The sequence below is a fragment of the Mesorhizobium sp. M0047 genome (genome assembly GCF_040323315.1).
Taxonomy (GTDB): domain Bacteria; phylum Pseudomonadota; class Alphaproteobacteria; order Rhizobiales; family Rhizobiaceae; genus Mesorhizobium.
On sequence record NZ_JAMYUW010000020.1, the window covers coordinates 76,043 to 97,914 of the forward strand.

Annotated in this window: 23 protein-coding genes; 11 read left to right on the forward strand and 12 right to left on the reverse strand. The window is 62.2% G+C overall.

Annotation, left to right across the window (positions count from 1 at the left end):
- Nucleotides 1-57: 57 nt before the first annotated feature.
- Genes NKJ89_RS20085 through NKJ89_RS20095 form a run of 3 tightly spaced genes read left to right on the forward strand, consistent with a single transcriptional unit; the run spans nt 58 to nt 3,490 of the window.
- A complete protein-coding gene (locus NKJ89_RS20085) occupies nt 58-1,005 on the forward strand; it encodes an ABC transporter permease (protein ID WP_352604948.1) in 948 nt (315 codons plus the stop codon).
- Nucleotides 1,002-1,871, forward strand: a complete 870-nt coding sequence (locus NKJ89_RS20090; protein ID WP_352604950.1) for an ABC transporter permease — start codon at nt 1,002-1,004, stop codon at nt 1,869-1,871. The genes NKJ89_RS20085 and NKJ89_RS20090 overlap by 4 nt, the downstream gene beginning before the upstream one ends.
- Entirely contained in the window at nt 1,868-3,490 is a 1,623-nt protein-coding gene (locus NKJ89_RS20095) for an ABC transporter ATP-binding protein (protein ID WP_352604952.1), read from the forward strand. The genes NKJ89_RS20090 and NKJ89_RS20095 overlap by 4 nt, the downstream gene beginning before the upstream one ends.
- A 59-nt stretch (nt 3,491-3,549) precedes the next feature.
- On the opposite strand, the gene NKJ89_RS20100 is transcribed toward NKJ89_RS20095, so the two are convergent.
- The gene (locus NKJ89_RS20100; RefSeq protein WP_352604954.1) at nt 3,550-4,035 is read right to left on the reverse strand and encodes an NUDIX domain-containing protein; all 486 of its coding nucleotides are present in this window, start codon (nt 4,033-4,035) and stop codon (nt 3,550-3,552) included.
- A gap of 45 nt (nt 4,036-4,080) precedes the next feature.
- Nucleotides 4,081-4,512 carry a TerB family tellurite resistance protein gene (locus NKJ89_RS20105; RefSeq protein WP_352604990.1) on the reverse strand — a complete coding sequence of 144 codons (432 nt, stop codon included), beginning with the start codon at nt 4,510-4,512 and terminating at the stop codon, nt 4,081-4,083.
- A gap of 115 nt (nt 4,513-4,627) precedes the next feature.
- Here NKJ89_RS20105 and NKJ89_RS20110 point away from each other — a divergent pair, with 115 nt between their 5' ends.
- Nucleotides 4,628-5,413 carry a TSUP family transporter gene (locus NKJ89_RS20110; protein ID WP_352604956.1) on the forward strand — a complete coding sequence of 262 codons (786 nt, stop codon included), beginning with the start codon at nt 4,628-4,630 and terminating at the stop codon, nt 5,411-5,413.
- A 314-nt stretch (nt 5,414-5,727) separates the two neighbouring features.
- Here the strand turns inward: NKJ89_RS20110 and NKJ89_RS20115 are convergent, their stop codons facing one another.
- A complete protein-coding gene (locus NKJ89_RS20115) occupies nt 5,728-6,504 on the reverse strand; it encodes a hypothetical protein (RefSeq protein ID WP_352604958.1) in 777 nt (258 codons plus the stop codon).
- A gap of 271 nt (nt 6,505-6,775) precedes the next feature.
- Here NKJ89_RS20115 and NKJ89_RS20120 point away from each other — a divergent pair, with 271 nt between their 5' ends.
- From NKJ89_RS20120 to NKJ89_RS20130, 3 genes are all read left to right on the forward strand, one after another.
- Nucleotides 6,776-6,946, forward strand: coding sequence for a hypothetical protein (locus NKJ89_RS20120; protein ID WP_023757712.1), 171 nt, complete (start codon nt 6,776-6,778; stop codon nt 6,944-6,946).
- 102 nt (nt 6,947-7,048) lie between these two features.
- Nucleotides 7,049-7,879 carry a helix-turn-helix domain-containing protein gene (locus NKJ89_RS20125; protein WP_352604960.1) on the forward strand — a complete coding sequence of 277 codons (831 nt, stop codon included), beginning with the start codon at nt 7,049-7,051 and terminating at the stop codon, nt 7,877-7,879.
- A gap of 72 nt (nt 7,880-7,951) precedes the next feature.
- Nucleotides 7,952-8,371 carry a VOC family protein gene (locus NKJ89_RS20130; protein ID WP_352604962.1) on the forward strand — a complete coding sequence of 140 codons (420 nt, stop codon included), beginning with the start codon at nt 7,952-7,954 and terminating at the stop codon, nt 8,369-8,371.
- A gap of 23 nt (nt 8,372-8,394) precedes the next feature.
- On the opposite strand, the gene NKJ89_RS20135 is transcribed toward NKJ89_RS20130, so the two are convergent.
- Together NKJ89_RS20135 and NKJ89_RS20140 are read right to left on the reverse strand one after the other, a co-directional pair.
- A complete protein-coding gene (locus NKJ89_RS20135) occupies nt 8,395-9,870 on the reverse strand; it encodes a cobyric acid synthase (protein WP_352604964.1) in 1,476 nt (491 codons plus the stop codon).
- Nucleotides 9,870-10,484 (reverse strand): dimethylsulfonioproprionate lyase family protein, encoded by a 615-nt coding sequence (locus NKJ89_RS20140; RefSeq protein WP_352604966.1) that lies wholly within the window; start codon nt 10,482-10,484, stop codon nt 9,870-9,872. The genes NKJ89_RS20135 and NKJ89_RS20140 overlap by 1 nt, the downstream gene beginning before the upstream one ends.
- Before the next feature lie 156 nt (nt 10,485-10,640).
- On the opposite strand from NKJ89_RS20140, the gene NKJ89_RS20145 reads away from it, so the two are divergent.
- The 3 genes from NKJ89_RS20145 to mmsB all read left to right on the forward strand — a co-directional run bounded on the left by NKJ89_RS20145 (nt 10,641) and on the right by mmsB (nt 13,187).
- Nucleotides 10,641-11,810, forward strand: coding sequence for an isobutyryl-CoA dehydrogenase (locus NKJ89_RS20145; protein WP_352604968.1), 1,170 nt, complete (start codon nt 10,641-10,643; stop codon nt 11,808-11,810).
- Nucleotides 11,811-11,860: 50 nt separating this feature from the next.
- Nucleotides 11,861-12,229 carry a four helix bundle protein gene (locus tag NKJ89_RS20150; RefSeq protein WP_352604970.1) on the forward strand — a complete coding sequence of 123 codons (369 nt, stop codon included), beginning with the start codon at nt 11,861-11,863 and terminating at the stop codon, nt 12,227-12,229.
- A 73-nt stretch (nt 12,230-12,302) separates the two neighbouring features.
- Entirely contained in the window at nt 12,303-13,187 is an 885-nt protein-coding gene (gene mmsB, locus NKJ89_RS20155; RefSeq protein ID WP_352604972.1) for a 3-hydroxyisobutyrate dehydrogenase, read from the forward strand.
- Nucleotides 13,188-13,489: 302 nt separating this feature from the next.
- On the opposite strand, the gene NKJ89_RS20160 is transcribed toward mmsB, so the two are convergent.
- From NKJ89_RS20160 to NKJ89_RS20190, 7 genes are all read right to left on the reverse strand, one after another.
- Complete coding sequence (locus NKJ89_RS20160) at nt 13,490-13,849, reverse strand: cytochrome c oxidase assembly factor Coa1 family protein (protein WP_352604974.1); 360 nt, start codon at nt 13,847-13,849, stop codon at nt 13,490-13,492.
- Nucleotides 13,813-14,136 (reverse strand): hypothetical protein, encoded by a 324-nt coding sequence (locus tag NKJ89_RS20165; protein WP_352604976.1) that lies wholly within the window; start codon nt 14,134-14,136, stop codon nt 13,813-13,815. The genes NKJ89_RS20160 and NKJ89_RS20165 overlap by 37 nt, the downstream gene beginning before the upstream one ends.
- 81 nt (nt 14,137-14,217) lie before the next feature.
- A complete protein-coding gene (locus NKJ89_RS20170) occupies nt 14,218-14,583 on the reverse strand; it encodes a hypothetical protein (protein WP_352604978.1) in 366 nt (121 codons plus the stop codon).
- 140 nt (nt 14,584-14,723) lie between these two features.
- Entirely contained in the window at nt 14,724-16,103 is a 1,380-nt protein-coding gene (locus NKJ89_RS20175; protein ID WP_023757721.1) for an aspartate aminotransferase family protein, read from the reverse strand.
- 291 nt (nt 16,104-16,394) lie between these two features.
- Complete coding sequence (locus tag NKJ89_RS20180; RefSeq protein WP_352604980.1) at nt 16,395-18,464, reverse strand: prolyl oligopeptidase family serine peptidase; 2,070 nt, start codon at nt 18,462-18,464, stop codon at nt 16,395-16,397.
- A gap of 61 nt (nt 18,465-18,525) precedes the next feature.
- Nucleotides 18,526-19,707 carry an MFS transporter gene (locus tag NKJ89_RS20185; RefSeq protein WP_352604982.1) on the reverse strand — a complete coding sequence of 394 codons (1,182 nt, stop codon included), beginning with the start codon at nt 19,705-19,707 and terminating at the stop codon, nt 18,526-18,528.
- Between the two features lie 95 nt (nt 19,708-19,802).
- Complete coding sequence (locus NKJ89_RS20190; protein ID WP_352604984.1) at nt 19,803-19,946, reverse strand: hypothetical protein; 144 nt, start codon at nt 19,944-19,946, stop codon at nt 19,803-19,805.
- 243 nt (nt 19,947-20,189) lie between these two features.
- On the opposite strand from NKJ89_RS20190, the gene NKJ89_RS20195 reads away from it, so the two are divergent.
- Complete coding sequence (locus NKJ89_RS20195) at nt 20,190-21,767, forward strand: trimethylamine methyltransferase family protein (protein ID WP_023757724.1); 1,578 nt, start codon at nt 20,190-20,192, stop codon at nt 21,765-21,767.
- Nucleotides 21,768-21,872 lie beyond the last annotated feature (105 nt).

Below are 21,872 nucleotides of genomic sequence, written 5' to 3' on the forward strand. Positions count from 1 at the left end.
AGAACGATACGGTAGCCCGATCTTTGAGGTAGACAACGCTGCGGTTCTTTCACCCCGATGACCGCCTATCTCCTAAAACGCCTTGCCATCGCCATCGCCACACTGATCCTGGCTTCCATGGTGGTATTCGCCGTGCTGGAGGTCCTGCCCGGCGATCCGGCACGGCTGATGCTGGGCTTGAACGCCAGCGCCGACCAGGTCGAACTGCTGCGCAACCAGATGGGCCTCAACGCACCAGTGGCCCTGCGCTATCTTCACTGGGCCGGCGGCCTGCTCAGTCTCGATTTCGGCCGCTCCTATACCTATTCGGTGCCGGTCATCGACCTGGTGCGCGAGCGGCTTGCCGTCTCGCTGCCGCTGGCGCTGATTGCGCTTGCGCTCTCCACCATGATCGCCATTCCCGTTGGCCTGTTTTCGGCCAGCCGGCATGGGCGCGTCGGTGACACGATTTCCATGGGCGCCGCACAGCTTGGCGTCGCCGTGCCCAATTTCTGGTTCGCCCTGATGCTGATCTATGTGTTCGCCGTCTGGCTGCGGCTGGTTCCGGCCGGCGGCTTTCCCGGCTGGAGTGCCGGCATCTGGCTGGCGCTGAAATCACTACTGCTGCCGGCGGTTGCACTTGCCTTGCCGCAAGCCGCGATCCTGGCGCGCGTCACCCGCTCGGCGCTGATCGAGGTGTTGAACGAGGATTATATCCGCACCGCCCGCGCCAAGGGCTTGCCCTATCGCGCCGTCCTGTGGCGGCACGCGCTGCGCAACGCGATGATCCCGGTGCTGACCATCCTGGGCCTGCAATTCGCCTTCCTGCTCGCCGGTACCATCATCATCGAGAATGTCTTTTACCTGCCCGGCCTCGGCCGGCTGGTGTTCCAGGCAATCACCCAGCGCGACCTGATCGTCGTCGAAAGCGTCGTCATGCTGCTGGTCGCCGCGGTCATCGCCGTCAACCTTCTCGTCGACCTTTCCTATGCGGTCGTCGATCCTCGCCTGAGAACCCGGCAATGACGCTGCACATTGACATTCCCGAAGAGACCTTCGGCACCATCCTGGCCAAGGCATTCAGGAATACCGCCTTCGTTGCCGGTTTCGTCATCACCGTGCTGATCCTGGCGATGGCCATCGTCTCCTATGCCTGGACGCCCTACGACGTCACGAAACTGTTGATCTCGGACAAGACGCAAGCACCCTCGCTGGCGCACTGGTTCGGCACCGACCATTTCGGTCGCGACATACTGTCGATGGTCATGGTCGGCGCCCGCAATTCGATTGCCGTGGCGCTGGTCGCTGTCGGCATCGGCATGGGGGTCGGCGTACCCCTCGGCGCCTTTGCCGCAGCACGCGGCGGCCTCGTCGACGAGGCGCTGATGCGGCTGAACGACCTCGTCTTCGCCTTCCCTGCGCTGCTGTCGGCGATCATGATCACCGCTATCTTCGGGCCCGGCGCCGTCAACGCCATCATCGCCATCGGCATCTTCAACATACCGGTCTTTGCCCGTGTCGCCCGGGCCGGCGCGCTGGCGATCTGGCCACGCGAGTTCATTCTTGCCGCGCGCGCCGCCGGCAAGAGCAGCACGCAGATATCCATCGAACATGTGCTGCCCAACATTGCCACGCTGCTCCTGGTGCAAGGCACCATCCAGTTCGCGCTGGGTATCCTGGCGGAGGCCGGGCTTTCCTATCTGGGCCTGGGCGCCCAGCCGCCAATGCCGAGCTGGGGCCGCATGCTGTTCGACGCGCAGACCCGGATGGTGGTGGCGCCATGGATGGCGATCTTTCCGGGCATGGCGATCGTCGTCACCGTGCTGGGGCTGAACCTCCTGGGCGACGGTATCGCCGACATTCTCGATCCAAAATCGCGGCGGCAGCGATGAGCCTGCTCGACATCAAGAACCTTTCGCTGACCATCGGCGACACGCCGATCCTCAAGGGTATGGAACTTTCCGTCGCGCCCGGCGAAGTGATGGGCCTGGTCGGCGAATCCGGCTCGGGCAAGTCGATGACCGCGCTGACGGTGATGCAGCTTCTGCCCCATACCGCGCGCGCTACCGGACGCGTCACATTCGACGGCATCGACCTCCTCGCAGCAACAGAGGACCAGATGTGCGCGCTGCGCGGCGATGACATCGGCATGGTGTTCCAGGAGCCGATGACGGCGCTCAATCCGGTCAAGACCATCGGCGAACAGGTCGCCGAAGGCATTCGCTGGCATACCAAGGCAAGCCGCGCCGAAGCCGAAGACCGGGCGCGAAAAATGCTCGACCGGGTCGGCTTGCCCTCGGCGAAATTCCCAATGTCGCGCTATCCGCACGAACTGTCGGGCGGCCAGCGCCAGCGCGTCGTCATCGCCATCGCTTGTGCGCTGAAGCCGAAGCTCCTGATCGCCGACGAGCCGACCACGGCTCTCGACGTGGTGCTGCAGGCCCAGATCCTCGACCTCCTGCGCGACCTCGTCGCCGAGAGCCGCATGGGGCTGCTGCTGATCTCGCACGACCTTGCCGTGGTGACCGAGATGGCGGACCGCATCACCATCCTGCGCCGCGGCGAGGTAATGGAAACCGGTGACACGGCGCGCACGCTGTCCGAACAACTCCATCCCTACACGCGACAGCTGGCGCAGGCCTCGATCCATGTGCCGGCGCGCTCGAAGCCGCATGGTCTCGAGACGGGCCGACCTTTGCTCCAGGTCGAGGGCGTGACCCGCGACTATGCCGGTCGGCGCACCTCGCTATTCAGGCGAGCGCCTGATATCCGCGCCGTCGACCAGGTGTCCTTGTCGATGGCGCCGGGTCAGTCGGTGGCGCTGGTCGGCCGCTCCGGCTGCGGCAAGTCAACGCTCGCCCGCATGATCCTGGCGCTGGACCGGCCAAGCTCGGGCACCATCCGGTTTCGCGGCGAAACCATCACCGGCAAGAGCGAAGCCGAGCTGAAGCCGGCGCGTCGTGACATGCAAGTCGTTTTTCAAGACCCCTACGGATCCTTCGACCCGCGCCAGAAAGTCGAGAAACTGGTCGCCGAACCCCTGCATGTGCTGGACAAGAAGCCGACGCGCGCCGAGCGCCGCGAGATGGTGGCGCATGCGCTGCATGAAGTCGGCCTCGACCAGCGCGACATGGACAAATACCCGCACGAGTTTTCGGGCGGCCAGCGCCAGCGTCTTTCGATCGCCCGGGCCATCATCACGCGGCCGAAACTGGTCGTCGCCGACGAGCCGGTCTCGGCGCTCGACGTTTCGATCCGCGCCCAGATCCTCGATCTGTTCGCCGAGCTCAACCAGAAGCTCGGCATCGCCTATCTGTTCATAACCCACGATCTGACCGTCGCCCGCGCCATCACGGACGAGGTGCTGGTCATGCATGACGGCAAGATAGTCGAGCGCGGCAAGACCAGCGAGGTGCTCGACCAGCCGCAGTCCGAGGCGGCCAAGGCGCTTGTCAGTGCCGCTCCTGATTTGCACCGGGCGATTGCAAAACGGATGCGCGAGCAGGGTTAATGCATGTCGCCCAAAGTGGCCCCGGTTTTGGGAGAACGACATGCACAAAGCAAAACCTCTTAGACCATCTGGAATTTTCCGGTGGCCTTGAATCGGAGGTAGGCGTCGATGCTGCGCGCCATGTTGGGTAGCATTTCAGGCAAGCCGTCGGGCGCGAACCAGCCGACAGCGGTGCTCTCGTCATCGGCGACCGCCGGCTCGCCTTCAAACGAGCGCGTATAGAACATCAGCGCGAAGAACTGAGCGCGGTCGCCATTCGGAAACTGGAAGGTTTCATAGTGCGGGTCGCAGCCGAACCCGAATGGTTCGACATCACTGACGATCAACCCGGTTTCCTCGAGTACCTCTCGGATCACCACCGCTTCCAGGCCCTCGCCTTCCTCGGCATTGCCGCCAGGCAGGCCCCACAGGCCAAAATCGGTCCGTTTCTGCAACAGGATGCGGCTGTCGGCGCGTTCGATGACGATGCGCGCACCCGGCATCAACACCAGACGGCTTCCGATCAACGCCCGCAATTGTCCCAGATAGCTGTCGGCAAAGGCCATTTGAATACTCCCTTTGACGTCAGCGAACCGTTGCCCAGGCAATGCCTAGCCTTCCGGCTTCACCAAATCGACCGGGTTGATATCGAGCAGGTCGAGCGTGCGCCGCAGCAGGCGCACCTCGCTCTCGGCCAGTTGGGAATCCGCCTTGGCGATGTCAGCCATATGACGGGCCAATTGCTTGCGTCGTTCGATGTCGAGATCGCGAAACAGTGCAATCGCTTGCGAGCCATTGGTCTCGTAGCCGAACTCGTTGAGATATTGGATAACGCTGTCGACGCTGGTTTCCGCAATTCCGAAGGCGTCCTTGCAGATGCGCCGGAAGGCAACCATCTCGCTCTCACTGACCGACCCGTCGGCCAGGATCATGCGAAACAGCATCAATAGTTCCGCCGACAGAACCGGATCGTCCGCCACCTTGCGCACGCCCGGGTCGCCGTCGAAGATCTGACGTATCTGGTCCAGCAATGCGAACGCCATCATGGTCCCTTTCCGATTCCTCTTCATAGAGGTAGCGCGGAATCGGTCTTGCGCAAACAGGGCGGTCGTGGTCGAACGCCGGACATCTCAGCCGACCGAGCCCTCCATACATCAGATGATCGACCTTAGCATCCAGACCGTCGCCATGCTCGCCTTCGCCGCCTTCGCCGCGGGCTTTGTCGATTCGATCGCGGGCGGCGGCGGGTTGATCACGGTGCCGGCGCTGCTGCTTGCCGGCTTCACACCGGTCCAGGCGCTCGCCACCAATAAATTGCAAGGTATGTTCGGATCGGGCTCGGCGACTATCCACTACGCGTCGAAGGGTCATGTCGACCTGCGCCGGCAATTGCCGTCGGCGCTTTTGGCCCTTGTCGGAAGCGCCATCGGTGCCTTGCTGGCAACGATCGTACCCGGTGACATGCTGCGGGCGGCCTTGCCCATCGTGCTGATCGCCATCGCGGTCTACTTCGCATTCAAACCCAACATGAACGATGTCGACCGCGCCGAGCGCCTGTCGCCGTTCCTGTTCGGACTGACACTGGTGCCCGCCATCGGCTTCTACGATGGCCTGTTCGGGCCTGGCGCCGGCTCCTTCTACATGCTGGGTTTCGTGGCACTTGCCGGCTACGGCGTGCTCAAGTCGACGGCGCACACCAAGCTGCTCAACTTCGCTTCCAACATCGGCGGCTTCATCGTCTTCGCCGCGGTCGGCGTCGTCTACTGGAAGATCGGTCTGATGATGGGCATTGCCCAGTTCCTCGGCGCGCGCGTCGGCGCCAGCCTGGCCATGCGCATCGGCGCAAAACTGATCAAGCCGCTGCTGGTGATCGTGTGTCTGGCGCTTGCGCTGAAACTGCTGGCCGACCCGGCGAACCCGCTGCGGGCCCTGATTGGTGTGTGATCGCGCGCCCTGATAGAATGAATTGAGGTGTCGTCGTCCAAAGAGTTCAATCTGCCGGGCCGAAAACGCGCGAAATCACCAACGCCACCCAATGTGGGCTTTGCGCGCGCTCGTGCTGCCATTCCCTCATGGGGCCCAAGGATAATCATCAGCAAGCGAAATTCGCGCTCGGCGAAAAAGGTGTTGGGCTTGCAAAATCGAAGGCGACCAACTTCGACCGCATGGTTCAGCTGTCGCTCTATCAAGTAGTCAATGGCACCTCAGAATAAAACTTCAGGTTTTGGTAGCCCCGGTGAGCGTCAGTATGACCTTGGTCATGCAGAAGGGATGACACTAGGCCCACTGGAGCCGAGCAGTATAAATGAGCAGATTAAGGCACTCATCCCGAACACGATGATGGATCCATAAATCAAGATATTTGCCATTCCAATTTGTGGATCGACGTATCGGCGAAGATAACGACCGACTGCATATAACTTGTGATGCTTGGTATTTCCTATCAGCACCCCGCGCACTCGACCGGTCACGTCTCCAACTCTTTGGAAAAGCAGGGCGTGGCCGGCTGCTATCATCAAAAGGGAGACGACTGAGGTAAACACCGTCAATTTTGCTACGAGTACGGCCGCCGACCAGGGATGATCAATCTGGCCGGAGAGGACGGTAAGCGCAGCTATGATCGCAGCGCCGTTGACCAGAACCATGGACCTGAGTGCCTCAATGCTGATCTCCCTGATATAGTCATAATTCCTGTTCGACCACTCAAGCCATAGGACCTTTAGGTCGTCTATGTGCTTCTTATGGTTCCTGACAAGATCAACATTGTAGGAGTGAACATTTTTTGCCTGCAGCCAGTCAAGCTCCCAGTCAAATAGCCTCGGGTCTAGCGGCTGTTTTTCCTCAAATATTTTTACTCTGTTGAACTCGATCGTATTTTCGAGCGCATCAAGAGTGGTATCGGCCGCCCATCCTCTCTTCCAACTCGAAAGGATGCCTTTCCATTGGTCTTCTACGTGCTTGCGAAAGCTTATTTCGTCGGGTGGGAGCGAAAGCCCAGCTGCAGCCGGCGATACTTTTTGCTGCGCCTTTGCCATTTTCCCCTCCAACACCTTGTTTCTGTATGGAGCGGGAGTAACGGCGTAGTCAATGCCAGCGCCTCAGAGACCCTCCTAAATCCGATTGTCTTCACCAAGCCTTTTTAGCCACTGCCGCTAGGACTGGCTCCCCAGTTCCGTTGCGTTCGAAGAGGTATGGATACATGCTACCCTCACGACTCGATTGCTACCGTTGGCCAAGATAGTCGCTGTGCCCCAAGCGTTTCGTGAGTTTTAGCCCACCTCATAAACCATGTTGGAGGAGCCAAACATGAATCTTAGCGCACCCACCCAGATCGTTTTTATCATTTCCGTTGTTATCGCCATCATCGGCGTTCTCGCCGCGCTTGGCATTCTTGCGTTCATCCCACTCGCATCGGTGTGGATTGTTCTTATTGCTTTCATCGTGCTTGCCGGCGGCTGCTTGATGCGCGGCGCCTGACCAATTCCCTTGAAGTGGGGACGAAGAGCGTCCGGCCAAAAGCCGGGCGCTTTTGATTCCGGCCCCGGGTCTGCTAGATTTGACTTGGCGCAAGGATGGCCGATGCCAGTCGAGATGCAACCCGAGCAAGAGCAGGACCAATCCGTCGCCGGGCAGTTCGAGATGCGCCGGCGCCTGCCCGATCCTCGACTTCAGGGCATTGTGTCAGACATTTGCGGCTATCGTGAAATGGCGCCCGGCCATATGCGCAACGTCGAATACGCGTCCCTCACCGTACCGCTGGTCATCAGCTTCGCCGAACCCTTCGCCATCGGCCTCGGCAAGGCGCCCGGCGACAATGACCGCTTCGCCAGTTTCGCCGCCGGTCTCTATGCCGGACCGGTGGTCATCGAATCCTTCGGCGGCGCCTGCTGCGTCCAGGTCAACTTCACGCCGCTTGGCGCGCGCCGTTTCTTCCGCCTGCCGATGAGCGAGTTAGCCAACAGTATGGTCGTTCTCGACGACGTGCTTGGCGCGCAGGGCATGGCGCTGCGTGAACGGCTCGGCAACGCGCCGGACTGGACGGCACGTTTCGACATGGCCGAAGCCTTCGTCATCGCCCGTCTCGAGAATGCCGCGGAAACGCCGCTCGAAATCGCCTGGGCCTATGACCGTATCATCACGTCCGAAGGCCGGACCCGCATTTCATCGATTGCAGAAAGACTAGGCTGGAGCCGCAAGCATCTAGCCAGCGGTTTTTCCAACGCCATCGGCATCGGCCCCAAGACGCTGTCGCGCATCGTGCGCTTCAACCGCGCGCTCGGTCTGTCGAGGCAGCAGACCGCCGACTGGGCGGATATCGCCGCCGATTGCGGTTATGCCGACCAGGCGCATCTGGTGCGCGAATTCCGTGACCTTGCCGGCGAGACGCCGACCTCGCTTTCAGTCAGGTAACATTTCTTCAAGACGCTGGAACGGCCTTCGCCCAGAGTGGGGGATCGACCAACCCCATTGAAGGAGATCGACATGACCACCAGCAACGAAGCGCCCCGCCTCTACCCCGCTTTGCGCTACAAGAACGCGGCAAAGATGATCGACTGGCTGAGCGAGGCTTTCGGCTTCAGCGTCCAGGCCCGTTATGGCGAAGGCGATGTCGTGCACCATGCCGAACTGGTCTTCGGCTCCTCGATGATCATGCTGGGCACGGTGCGCGACGACGACTACGGCAAGATGGTCGGCGAACCCGGCTCAGGCGGCGGCAAGTCGATCTACATTGCCGTCGACGACGCCGATGCCGCCTATGCGAAGGCCAGGAAGGCCGGCGCCACGATCATCCAGGAATTGATCACCCGCGACTATGGCAGCCGCGAATTCATCTGCCGCGACCCGGAAGGCAACGTCTGGTCGTTCGGCACTTACTGGCCGAAGGCAGGCGAGAAGGCCTGAGTCAATCTGAGGCGTGCTGCGAACTACCGCGCTAGCGCAAAGATTGCGTCGCAGTCGAGATGCGTCTCCAGCTCGGCTGCGACGTCGTCCAAGGCCCGCTCGACCTCGGCCCGATAGTCGATGCCACCGCCCTTGATGCCGAGGCTTTCGAGGAATTTCCCGCGAAAGCCGTCGGCACCAAACAGCCCATGCATATAGGTGCCGATCACCTTGCCATCGGCCGAGACTGCCCCGTCATCGACGCCATTGATGACTGCTGACGGCCGCAGCGTATCCGGTCCGGTGGTGTGGCCGAGATGGATCTCGTAGCCTTCGAGCGGCAGGTCGAACAGGACCGAACGGGCGCTGACGTTGCGCACCGTCTTCTCTGGTTCCATCACCGTTTCGATGTCGAGCAGGCCGAGCCCTTCGGCCTCGGTGACGCTGCCTTCGATGCCGTCGGGATCGCGCACGATACGGCCGAGCATCTGGAAGCCGCCGCAGATGCCGATGACATGGCCGCCGCGCTTGGCGTGCGCGAGAAGGTCGCGATCCCAGCCGTTTTCGCGGAACTTCAGGAGATCGCCGATCGTCGACTTCGAGCCTGGAATGACCACCAGCCCGGCATCGGCAGGCAGCGGTCTTCCCGGCGGCACGAACACCACCTCGACCTGCGGCTCGGCCTTGAGCGGGTCGAGATCGTCGAAATTGGCGATGCGGCCAAGCATCGGCACGGCGACTTTCAGCGCACGCGCTTCGCCGGACACCAGCCGTTCCAGCACCACCGAATCCTCCGAAGGCAGGCGTGCCGCTGCCTTCAGCCACGGCACGATGCCGAAACAGCGCCATCCCGTGAATTTTTCGATCGACCTGATGCCGTCATCGAACAGCGAAACATCGCCGCGGAACTTGTTGATGAGATAGCCGACGATCATGCGCCGGTCCTCTTCCGGCAGGATCAGATGCGTACCGGCAACCGAAGCGATGACGCCGCCGCGATCGATGTCGCCGACCAGCACCACCGGCACGTCGGCGCGCGTGGCAAAACCCATATTGGCGATGTCGTGGCTGCGAAGGTTGATCTCGGCCGGCGAGCCGGCACCCTCGACGATGACGAGATCGGCGCCCTCGCCAACCTTGTCCCAGGAGTCCAGAACGGCATCCATCAGTTGGCCCTTCATCACCTGGTAGTCGCGCGCCCGCGCTTCGCCGAACACCTTTCCCTGCACGATGACCTGCGCGCCGACATCGGTCTGCGGCTTGAGCAGTACCGGGTTCATGTGGACCGATGGGGCGACGCCGCAAGCCATCGCCTGCAGCCATTGGGCACGGCCGATCTCGCCGCCGCCATGGTTGTTGTCACCCGGAATGTCGGCGACGGCAGCATTGTTCGACATGTTCTGCGGCTTGAATGGCCGCACCTTCAGCCCACGCTTTTTTGCCGCGCGGCAGAGGCCGGCGACCAGAACCGTCTTGCCGACATCCGAACCCGTGCCTTGCAGCATGATCGCTCTGGCCATCAGCCCCTGCCCTGCGTCACGGTTCCGGTGATGTTCGATTTCTGCGCCAGCGGCCCGCCGCGCCAGATGTAGAGCGCCAGCAACGGCTCTTTGCCGGTGCGCATGGCGTGATTGACGTTGGATGCGTGGTGGACGACCTCGCCGGCCATACGCGGGCAAAAAGCGCTCTCGCCCATGCGCCATTCGGTGCCACCGGTCAGCGGAATGTAGATTTCCTCGGCAACATGATGGTGGTCGGGATAGACGATGTCGGGCCCAAGGATCAGCAGGCCGGCGGCGACCTCGTCATTGGCGAAATGGCCTCGCGTGCCGAACACTTCGAGCCAGCCGTAATTGTCGATGAACTCTTTTCCGAAATCCGCCTCGCTGTAGGTCTGCCCGCAGCGGAAATCGCTTCGATGCTCGGCAAGCAGCCGCACCAGCGGCTTGGCATCCGGCGGCGCCAGTTCCACGACGCGATCGAGATGGCGCAGGCAGGCAAGCGGATGCGGCTCCAGCGTGCGGGCGGGCATGTCCCAGCCGATCTGCGCCACGGCATCGCGCACCAGGGTTTGATCGACGGACGCAAGGTACGCGTGGAACTGCCCCAGCAAATCATCGAATATTGTCGTCACATAACGCTCCGGACAGGCATTGCTGCACAGCCGCTCCCCAAATGGGCACTTGATGGTTCGGGTTGCGCGGCGGCATCATTGGTCTAGATTGGTTCGCGCGCAAAGCCAAAAACGAAAGGCCAGCGGGCTAGCTGGGCAGCACATAGGGAGCACGCCATGGACGCCTCGGTCGATGCGAGCACCAGCCAGTTCGAACTCAATGAGGAACAGCGCGCCATCCAGGAGATGACGCAGGCCTTCGCCGCCGACCGCGTCGCGCCGAATGCACTCGACTGGGATCGACGGAAACACTTTCCCGCCGATGTGATCCGCGAGACCGGGCCGCTTGGCCTCGGCGGCATCTATATCAGGGACGATGTCGGCGGTTCGGCGCTGGGCCGGCTCGATGCCGTGCTGATCTTCGAGGCGCTATCGCACGCCGATCCAGCCTTTTCGTCGTTCGTCTCGATCCACAACATGGTGGCCTCGATGATCGATCGTTTCGGCAATGAGGAACAGCGCCAGCGCTTCCTGCCGAAACTTACCTCGATGGAATGGCTGGCGAGCTACTGCCTGACCGAGCCGGGCTCGGGCTCCGATGCCGCGGCGCTCAAGGCGCGCGCGGTCAAGAGTGGCGGCGACTATGTCCTCAATGGCACCAAGCAGTTCATTTCGGGCGCCGGCGACAGCGATGTCTACGCCGTCATGGTGCGGACCGGCACTGAGGGGCCGAAAGGCATCTCCACCATCGTCGTGCCGAAAGATGCACCGGGCCTCTCCTTCGGCGCCAACGAGCACAAGATGGGGTGGCACATGCAGTCGACCCGCCAGGTCATCTTCGAGGATTGCAAGGTGCCGGCAGAGAACCTTTTGTCGGGCGAAGGCGCTGGCTTCGGCATTGCCATGGCGGGCCTCGATGGCGGCCGGCTGAACATCGCCGCCTGTTCGCTTGGCGGCGCACAGTCGGCGCTCGACAAGGCGCTTGCCTACACCGCCGAGCGCAAGGCCTTCGGCTCGAAGATCAATCAGTTCCAGGCCTTGCAATTCAAGCTGGCCGACATGGAGACCGAGCTACAGGCGGCGCGCATCTTCCTTTATGCCGCCGCTTCGAAGCTCGACCGCAAGGCGCCGGATGCCGGCAAATGGTCAGCGATGGCCAAGCGTTTCGTCACCGACACCGGCTTCAATGTCGCCAACGACGCGCTGCAACTGCTCGGCGGTTATGGCTACCTGCACGACTACGGCATCGAGAAGCTGGTGCGGGACCTGCGCGTGCACCAGATCCTCGAAGGCACCAACGAGATCATGCGCGTCATCATCGCGCGTGCATTAATTGGAAGGCAGTAGGCAGTAGGCAGTAGGTAGTAGGCAGTAGGCAGTAGGCAGTAGGCAGTGAGATGACCGGCAAGATCAATTCATACAAGGATCTTATCGTGTGGCAGCAGGCGATGGACCTGGCTGTCGCCACCTATTCCTTGACCAAGGTATGGCCCAAGGAAGAATTGTACGGGTTGATCAGCCAAATCCGCCGTTCAGCGACCTCGATCCCTGCAAACATCGCCGAAGGTTACGGTCGAGATAACAGAGGCTCTTATCAGCAATTCCTCAGAATAGCCCAAGGCTCGCTGAAGGAGTTCGAGACATACCTCCAGATCGCCGAACGCATTGGCCTTGCCACGCATGATCAAGCTGATCATTTGCTGACATCCACCGAGGGCATCGGCAAAATGCTTCGCCAACTCATTGTCAGACTTAAGCCGGAATAGACAACCCTACTGCCTACTGCCTACTGCCTACTGCCTACTGCCTACTGCCTAGCACAAATCACGGAGCACCACGATGACCACCATCGCCTTCATCGGCCTCGGAAACATGGGCAATCCGATGGCCGCCAACCTGGTCAAGGCGGGGTATGCCGTGCACGGCTTCGACCTGGTGCCGGAGAACCTTACCGTCGCGCGCGAGCATGGCGTGGTCGTCATGGCCAACGCACCGGCCGCGGTGAAGGGCGCCGAGGTGGTGATCACCATGCTGCCAGCCGGCAAGCACGTGCTATCGGTCTATGAGGACATCGCGCCCAAGGCGAAAAAAGGCACGTTGTTCATCGATTCCTCGACCATCGACGTTGAATCGGCGCGCAAGGCGCACGCCATTGCCGCCAAACACGGCCTGCTGTCCATCGATGCACCCGTCTCGGGCGGCACGGGCGGTGCCGCGGCCGGGACGCTCACCTTCATGGCCGGAGGCTCCGGCGATGCCTTCGCCGCAGCCGAGCCGGTCCTGAAGCCGATGGCCGGCCGCATCGTCCATTGCGGCGGCGACGGCGCCGGACAGGCGGCAAAGATATGCAACAACATGATCCTCGGCATCTCGATGATCGGTGTCGCCGAAGCCTTCGTTCTGGCGGAAAAGCTCGGCCTCTCGCACCAAGCACTGTTCGATGTTGCCTCGACCTCGTCGGGGCAATGCTGGTCCTTGACCGCCTATTGCCCGGTGCCCGGCCCTGTGCCGACTTCACCCGCCAACAGGGACTACAAGCCAGGGTTTGCAGCGGCACTGATGCTGAAAGATCTGAAATTGTCCCAGGAAGCAGCACAAAGCGCGGGTGCGGTGACGCCGCTTGGCGCCGAAGCAGCCCAGCTCTATGCCTTGTTCAACGCCCAGGGACATGGCGGCGCCGATTTCTCCGGCATAATTAATTTTCTGCGCGGCAATCCAGCGTAACCAACGGACTTGGCGGGCTTTTTCCGATTTCCTTCGGCAGAAAAAATGCAAATTTAGATTTGCTTAAGCTCTCGATAACTCTGCGGTAACGATGTTCCTATAAAACGGATTGCGAGGCGGACATATCGCATCCGCCCGGCGCTCCGGATCAGGTCTCGCGTACCGGAGCCTGTAAGTTTCGACAGATGCCGTAGGTTTCGCAAAGTATTTGAGTAGCGAAGCGCCATGCGTATCTGGCAAAGCCGCGTTCCCGATGGAGCGCGGTTTTTGCGTTTCCGCCAGTTTATCCGCACCGTCTGGTTTTATATTCCGATTGCCGCATTCGGGATCGGGACATGATCTTCGTTGATCAGCACGATCGGTGCATCGGCCCCCTCGAGCCTGACGACCAGCAGGCGCAGGCTCCACGTGCCGGCAGCGCGGACTGCGGTTGAGTAGGCAGTGCCCTTGCCCTTGGCGCCGTGGACCGGAATGCTGAATTGGGCGTCGCCAGAACCATTCGTATTGATATTGAGATGGCCACCGACCCAGAAACTGTCGGCCGCCACATCATCACCGAGTGCGGCCTTCACGCGATCGTCGGCGCGAAGTCTGTCCATGGTCATGCGGTAGGCATCGCTGCCTTTCAGGACGTAGGGATGCTGCCGACCATCGTCGCACAACCGCCGATCCCGACCACCCACACGACAAGGCCGGCGATTGCCCAGTTGCGTTGCGTCTTGCGAAACTGTTCCGCGTCGCGCCAGGCGCGGTTCCGCCACGCCCAGCGACTGCCTCGTGCGCCCAGCACGATGATCATGACGATATTGACGAACGGGATCAGCGCCAGCAGCGCGATGAAGGTGCTGTTGCCGATGCCCCAGATCCAGTTGAGAAAGAAGGCGCCCCAATTCCAACGGTCGAGTTCGGCTGGAATTTCAGCCGGCTGGTTGAGCGGTTGTCCGGCCATCGTATCCCCCATCGGTAACTGTACCGACTGGTTCTAGCGCATGCACTCCTCGATGCGCAAAATCAAAGGTCTGCAACTCGGTCAGGTCTTGTTGGACAGTCGGCGAAAATTCGCCTTCACGGCACGGCTTGCCGGCTTCAGCGCAGCGCTGATCGAGCGTTCCGCCGCAACACCGTTGAACAGCGACGGCGTGCGGCCGGAAAAGACCTCGGGCCAGAACCGCGATGCCGACTGCAGGAAAGACATTTGCGCCGCAAACGCGCCTTCGGCCATGGCGGCGGTCTTCTCGTTTACCGCACGCGCCGTCTCCGTGCCCCATGGCTGGCTGCTCCCGCCATCCATGGCCATCAGCGGCAGCCGCATCATCGCCACTAGCGGCGCCAGCATCAGATCACCGCCGATGCTGGCCGCTTCTTGCGTCCGTCGGCTCTTGCCGATCTTTCTCATCCAGACAAACCCCTTGTCGCGGCCGAATCAGCCGCTGCCCCACACACTACGCGATGGGGATGGAATTCTTCACTCGCCGCTCGATCATGTTGTCGAGACCGGGCGCTCCTGCCGAGGAACGCCCGGTCGGGGCTCGAGCCCTACCGCTTGCGCAGATCGGCTTGCGCCAAATCCAGCGCCTTCGAGATGCGCTCGCAAGCCATATCGATCGTATCACGGGTCCAGATCAGCGGCGGCGACAGGATCATCGTGTCGCCGGTGGCGCGCAGCATCATGCCGTGCGCGATGGCGTGGTCGCGCACGGTCACCGCCGCGCTTCCCGCCGGCAGGAACCGCTCCTTGGTCGCCTTGTCCTTGACGATCTCGATCGCGCCCATCAGCCCGATCGAACGCACCTCGCCGACCAGATCATGCCCGGCAATGCGCTCCTGCAACGCCTTGGCGAAATAGGGGCCGGTATCGTTCCGGACGCGGTCGACCAGCTCTTCTCGCTCGATGATCTCGAGGTTCTTCAACGCCACGGCGCAGGCCACCGGGTGGCCGGAATAGGTGTAGCCGTGATTGAACTCGCCGCCCTTCTCGACCAGCGTAGAGGCTATGCGGTCGCCGACCAACAATGCCGACAGCGGCTGATAGCCGGAGGTCAGGGCCTTGGCCGTGGTGATCGTGTCCGGCTCGATGCCGAGCGTCTGCGCGGCGAACCACTCGCCGGTGCGGCCATAGCCGGTGATGACCTCGTCCAGCATCAGCAGGACATCATATTTGCGGCAGATGCGCTGCACCTCCGGCCAGTAGCTGACCGGCGGAATTTTCACACCGCCTGCTCCCATGACCGGCTCGCCGATGAAGGCAGCAACCTTGTTGGCGCCGGCTTCGAGGATCGCAACCTCGACAGCCCCGGCCGCGCGCAAGCCGAAATCATGATCGCTCTCGCCCGGCAGCGCCAGCTCATAGGCATAGGGCATCATCACATGGACGATGTTGGGCACCGCGCCGCCGAGCTGCTTGTGCATGGCATCCATCCCGCCGAGCGAGGTGCCGGCAACGGTCGAGCCGTGATAGGCCATCTTGCGCGAGATGATGCGGTTCTTCTCCGGCTTGCCTTCCAACACCCAGTAATGGCGCACAAGGCGCAGCGCCGTGTCGTTGGCTTCCGAACCGGACGAACCGTAGAACACCTGGCTGACGTTCTTCGGTGCGATTTCCGCCAGTTTTTGTGACAACAGCACCGGCGTCGGCGTCGAACATTTGAAGAAGGAGTTGTAGTAAGGCAGCTCCTTCATCTGGGCATAGGCCGCCTCGGCCAGTTCGTCGCGCCCATAGCCGACGTTCACGCACCACAGCCCGGCCATGCCGTCGAGGATTTCAGCCCCCTCGGAATCATAGATGAACGGCCCATTGGCGCGGGTGATGATACGCGAGCCGACTTCGCGCAGTTCCCTATGATCGGTGAACGGATGCAGATGATGCGCGGCATCGATCTGCTGAAGCTGCTTCAGCGAATAATTCTGATAAGTCATGGATCTGATCTTTCCTCTGGATTCTATCCGGCCCAAGCCGGGGCGAATGCGTCAGAGGAAAACAGGTGGCGAATAACCGATGCGAGCGCACAGCCGCAAAAGTTCGGCGCGCAGCGTGCGCGGTGACGGTGTCACCGCGACCCGCAATGCGCGAAGCCCAAATGCGCCAGCCAATGTCCCTTCGAGAGCCATGGATGGCACCTTAGAGCAATTTCAGGAAAAGTGTGAAACGGTTTTCCCCGAGGAAAGTGCGTAGCGCTCTTCCTCGTGGACTGCGTCAAAATCTGCCGTCTATGCCGTTCCACCCAGCGCCCTTTGCAGGAAGACATATTTCATCGCCGTCTGCGCCGCCTGCGGCCGGCGGTCGCCGCGGCCGCCATGCCCGCCCTCGGTCTCCTCGAAGAATAGAGTCCTGGCATGGCCGGCTTGCTGCAGGCGGGCGGCCATCTTCCGCGCATGGCCGGGATGGACACGGTCGTCGGCGGTCGAGGTGGTCAGCAGCACCGGCGGATAGGCAGCTCCGGCATCGACATGCTGGTAGGGCGAATAGGCGGCAAGCCACGTCGAGTCTTCGGGTTTCGACGGGTCGCCATATTCGGCCATCCAGGAAGCACCCGGCGGCAATTCAGTGTAGCGCAGCATGTCGAGCAGCGGCACTTCGATAATGACGGCGCCGAACAGCTCGGGGCGCTGCGTCAGGGAAACGCCCGTCAGCAGGCCGCCATTCGAACCGCCTTGGATGCCGAGCGAAGCAGCCGTGGCGATACCGCGCTTGACGACGTCCTGTGCTACTGCCGCAAAATCGTCGAAGCCGTTCTGGCGATTGCCCTTGAGCGCCGCCTGATGCCAGGCCGGGCCAAATTCGCCGCCGCCGCGAATGCAGGCCTGCACATAGGCGTTGCCCTTCTCCAGCCACAGCCTGCCGCGCACGCCGGCATAGCCGGGCAGCAACGGCACTTCGAAGCCCCCATAGCCATAGAGCAGCGTCGGCACCGGGCCCTTCTGGTCGCGCCGCCTGACGACGAAATAAGGTATCATCGTGCCGTCCTTCGAGCGCGCCTCGAACTGTTCCGAGATCAGCGGCGAGGCATCGAAACGCGCCGGCTGCGACTTCACGGTGGCCAGTGTCTCGCCATTGTCGTCCGACCAGATGATCGAGCTCGGCGTCAGGAAATCGGTGAAGGAGAACGACACACTCGACCCGAACTGCTCGGCATGGCTGATGCCTACATTGCCGTATTCGGGCAACCCGACCGGTTTCAGCGACCAACCGCCCTCCTTGCGCTCGCAGACGACGACCTTGCCGCGCACATTGTCCATCAGGTTGATGAACAGCCGGTCCTGCGTGCGGGCAATGCCGGCGATGGACACCCGATATGCCGGCTCCAACACCGTTTCCACCGGACCGAGCGTACCGGTCTCGACCCAGAGCGCCAGATCCAGCGAATAGAGGCCATCAGGCTTGCACAATGTGCCATCGGGCGCCGTCCACGGGCTGCGCAGGCCGAAGACGAGCTGATCCCTGAAGATCGCGGTGTCGGTCATGTCGTCCGGCAGTGGCAACTGTTTGTTTTCGCCGGACGGCAGCCGCAGGAAGATGTGCGAAGCGAAGAAATTCAGCGTCCGGGCCAAGATCAAATAGCGCCTGTCGCCGTCGAACTCGACAGCTGCGCCAACGGCGAGATCCTCTTTCTGCGCCTCGAAGATCGGTGTCGCGTCTTCGAGCTTCGTGCCCCGCTTCCAGAGCTTGATCACGCGCGGATAACCGGACTCAGTCTTGTCGGCCTCCTCAAACGCCGCCGAAACGATGACCGTCTCCTTGTCCAGCCAGCTGAAACCCGACTTGGATGCGGGCGCGCGAAACCCACCTTCCACGAAGGATTTCGTTTCGATGTCGAATTCACGCATCTCGCTGGCGTCGCCGCCATCCGGCGACATACTCACCAGACAGCGATTGAAGTCCGGATAGAGTCGGCTTGCGCCTCCGAACACCCATTTGATCCCCTCTTTCGCCGCAAGCTGGTCGAAGTCGATGATCGTTTCCCAGTCGGGTTTTTCGGTTTTGTAGGAAGCAACCGTCGTGCGGCGCCAGAGGCCGAGCACATTAGTCTTGTCCTGCCAGAAATTATAGACATGGCCTTTGAGTGCTGCGCCGACTGCAATGTTGTCTTCGGCAGTCATCAGATCGAGCGCGGTCTGGAACGACGCCTGATAGGAAGGATCACCCTGCAGCTCGCCAACCGTGACCTCGTTCTGGCGATGCACCCAGTCAAGCGACTGCGCGGCTGTCCTGTCTTCCAGCCAGAGAAACGGATCGTTGGTCTCGGTGGCGGATCCTGGTTTTTGGATGGGCTTGGTCATGAGGTCTCCGATAAACGCGTCGCTTTGGGGATTGCCAACATCGATATGCCATGTCCGATATTCAATATGTTCGGCGCACAATTGAGGCTTTCCGCCGGCCAGCCAGGCTCGCGATGGCCAGCGCCAGGCACATCAGGCCGAGCGTGATCGGCAGCCCGCCGGCGCCCAGAATATCCATGGCGCCGCCCGCCAGCGGCGGCACGGCGATGCCGCCGACGCCCCACATCAAGGAGAATGCTGCGTTGCCGGCGACCAGTGTCGAGCCTGTGAAGCGCTCGCCGAGCTCGATGATCGACATCGTGTAGATGCCGTAGGAAACAGCACCCCAGACGAAGAGCATTGGCCAGATCAGCGGCGTCGCGATCAGCAGCGGCAGAAGCACGCAGCCGAGCACCGTCAAGGAAACACAGGCAAGCCGCACCAGGCGCGCGGAAAGCCTTTCCGCCAGCAGTCCGAGCGGCACCTGCATGGCGATGTTGCCGGCGATCATCACCGACAGCAGCGCAGACATGCGGGTCTCGGCGATGCCGTGATGGGTGCCGTAGACCGGCAGCAAGGCCAGCGCGCCCTGTTCGAAGCCGGCAGCCACGATGACGGCAAACAAAAGCAGCCAGGCCAGCGGCACGAAGCCAAGCACCGAAACCTGATGTCCGGCCTCGTCGACCTTGGGCAAGCGCGGCAGCACCGAGGCCAGGCAGATGCCGCACAGCACGAAGGCGAAAATGCCGACGAGGAAGGGCGGCCAGCCTTCCGTGCCGACAGCCAGCAGGCACAGTGGTCCGGTCGCAAACCCGGCGGAGATGATCGTCGAGTAAACGCCCATGACGCGACCGCGTCGCGCCGGCGGCGCCAGCGCGATCACCCAGATCTCGCTCAGCACGTAAAGCGGATTGGTGACGACGCCGATCAGGAAGCGCAACGGAAACCATACATAGACATTCTGCGTCCAACCGATCAGCGCCAGCACGATTGCCGAAAGTGCCGCACAGGTAAGGGCCGTGCGCCCTGCCCCGAACCGCCGCGCCAGCGCCGGGATCAGCGGCGACGACACGATGAAGCCGATCGGCGTCATCGCCGCCGACAGGCCGATCATCGCCGGAGAAATGCCCTGGCGTTGCAGGATGAAGCTCAGCAGCGGATAGGACAGGCCCTGCGCAATGGCGAACACAGATACGGTCGCGATCACGCCGGTGATACCAGCCCACTGCATCGTCTCGTCGTCGTTCGATTCCGCCAGGTTCATTGTCCGCACCGCTATCGGGGTTGCAGGATTATCGATTAGTTACGTGGTGGTAAGTCCCCGGAGGGCGAAAACCGCTTTGCTCCGTACGATGTCTGTCAGGCGGCGCGGCGCACGCGTGCACCGACCAGCCGCACCGCCACCCCTTGCGCCGCGCCGAACATGGCAAGTGCCGCGGTGAGGCCGGCAAGCGCTGGCCATTGCGTTGTCGCTTCGCTTTCGCTCGAGCCGGTCGCGACCATGCTGCTGTCCAAATGAATTGCGCTGGCCATCCGGCCAGCAAGCGCAACTAGCTACTGGTTCGATCCGGAGAACGGAAGGGCCGGAAAGCGAAATACGCTTGCGCCAACGGGGCAACGCATTTGGGCCGCGCAACTGCCGTTCCGGTATGTCGCTTCCCTAGCCCTAGTGGTCGCCGCCTCCGCAATGGCTGGACAGCCGCCGGTCCATTATGCCGCCCGCTACCGCATCCTATGAGGACCGCCATGACCGCCGCCTTACAACCAGCAGAACCGGCATTGGCCACCGACCGCGCCCGCCGCGGCGGCCGCGCCGGAAAGCGCGCCGGCGGCTCGGCCGCGTTCGAGCAGCCGGCTTTCCGCCAACTGAAAAACCCGCTGGCGCCGACCAGGCTGGTCTCCGACGACGAGCTGGAGTCGATCCACCTCGCTTCGTTGCGCGTGCTGCGGGAAATCGGCGTCGACGTTCTGCATGACGAAGCCCGCCGCATCATGAAGGCGCACGGCGCCGACGTGCGCGACGGCAGCGAGCGCGTGCGCTTCGACAGCGACATGATCCTGGATCTGGTGTCGCACTGCCCGTCGGAATTCACCATCCATGCCCGTAATCCGGCGCACAATGTGCGCTTCGGCGGCAACAATGTGATCATCTCGATGATGGCGTCGGCGCCCAATTGCTCCGACCTCGATCATGGCCGCCGGCCCGGCAATCAGCAGGACTACCGCAACTTCCTCAAGCTTGCGCAGATGCACAACATCCTGAACTGCACGGGTGGCTATCCGGTCGAGCCGACCGATATCCATCCGTCCGTGCGCCACCTCGAATGCATCCGCGATCTCAGCGTGCTCACTGACAAGGTGTTCCACATCTATTCGCTCGGCAAGGAGCGCAATGTGGACGGCATCGAGATCGCCAGGATCGCGCGCGGCATCAGCCACGAGCAGTTGCTCGAAGAGCCGTCCGTCTTCACCATCATCAACACCAATTCGCCGCTCAAGCTCGATGTGCCGATGATGGAAGGCATCATCCAGATGTCGAGCAAGGGCCAGGTCGTCGTCGTGACGCCGTTTACCCTGTCGGGTGCCATGGCGCCGGTCACCATCGCCGGCGCGCTGGTGCAGCAGAACGCCGAGGCACTGTCCGGCATCGCCTTCGCCCAGATGGTGCGCAAGGGCGCGCCGGTCGGCTATGGCGGCTTCACCTCCAATGTCGACATGAAGTCCGGTTCACCGGCCTTCGGCACGCCGGAATACATGAAGGCGCAGCTCGTCGGCGGCCAGCTCGCCCGCCGCTACAACATCCCCTACCGGACCTCCAACACCTGCGCCGCCAACACGGTTGACGCGCAGGCCGCTTATGAAAGCGTGTTCTCGCTATGGGGCGCCATCCAGGGCGGCGGCAATCTGATGATGCATGCCGCCGGCTGGCTCGAGGGCGGCCTGCGCTGCTCCTACGAGAAGACCATTCTGGACATCGACCTGCTGCAGATGGTGGCGGAATTCCTGACCCCGCTCGACCTTTCCGACGAGGCGCTCGGCTTCGACGCCATCCAGTCCGTCGGCCCTGGCGGCCATTTCTTCGGCACCCAGCACACGCAGGACCGCTACAAGACCGCCTTCTACTCGCCGATCCTGTCCGACTGGCGCAATTACGAGACCTGGGCGGAGGCCGGCTCGCCGACAGCGCTCGAAAAGGCCAACAAGGTCTGGAAGGAACGGCTCACGTCCTACGAAGAGCCCTACATGGACCCGGCCATCCGCGAGGAACTCAATGCCTTCGTCGCCAAGCGCCGGTCCGAGGGCGGCGCCCCGACCGATTTTTGATCGTCTGTGTTGTTGATGAACAGTCGAGCCCCCCCCCCAAACACCGGGCCGCCCCCCACACCACCCCCCGAGGCGGGGCGGGGCGCTGGGGGTTATAAAACAAAC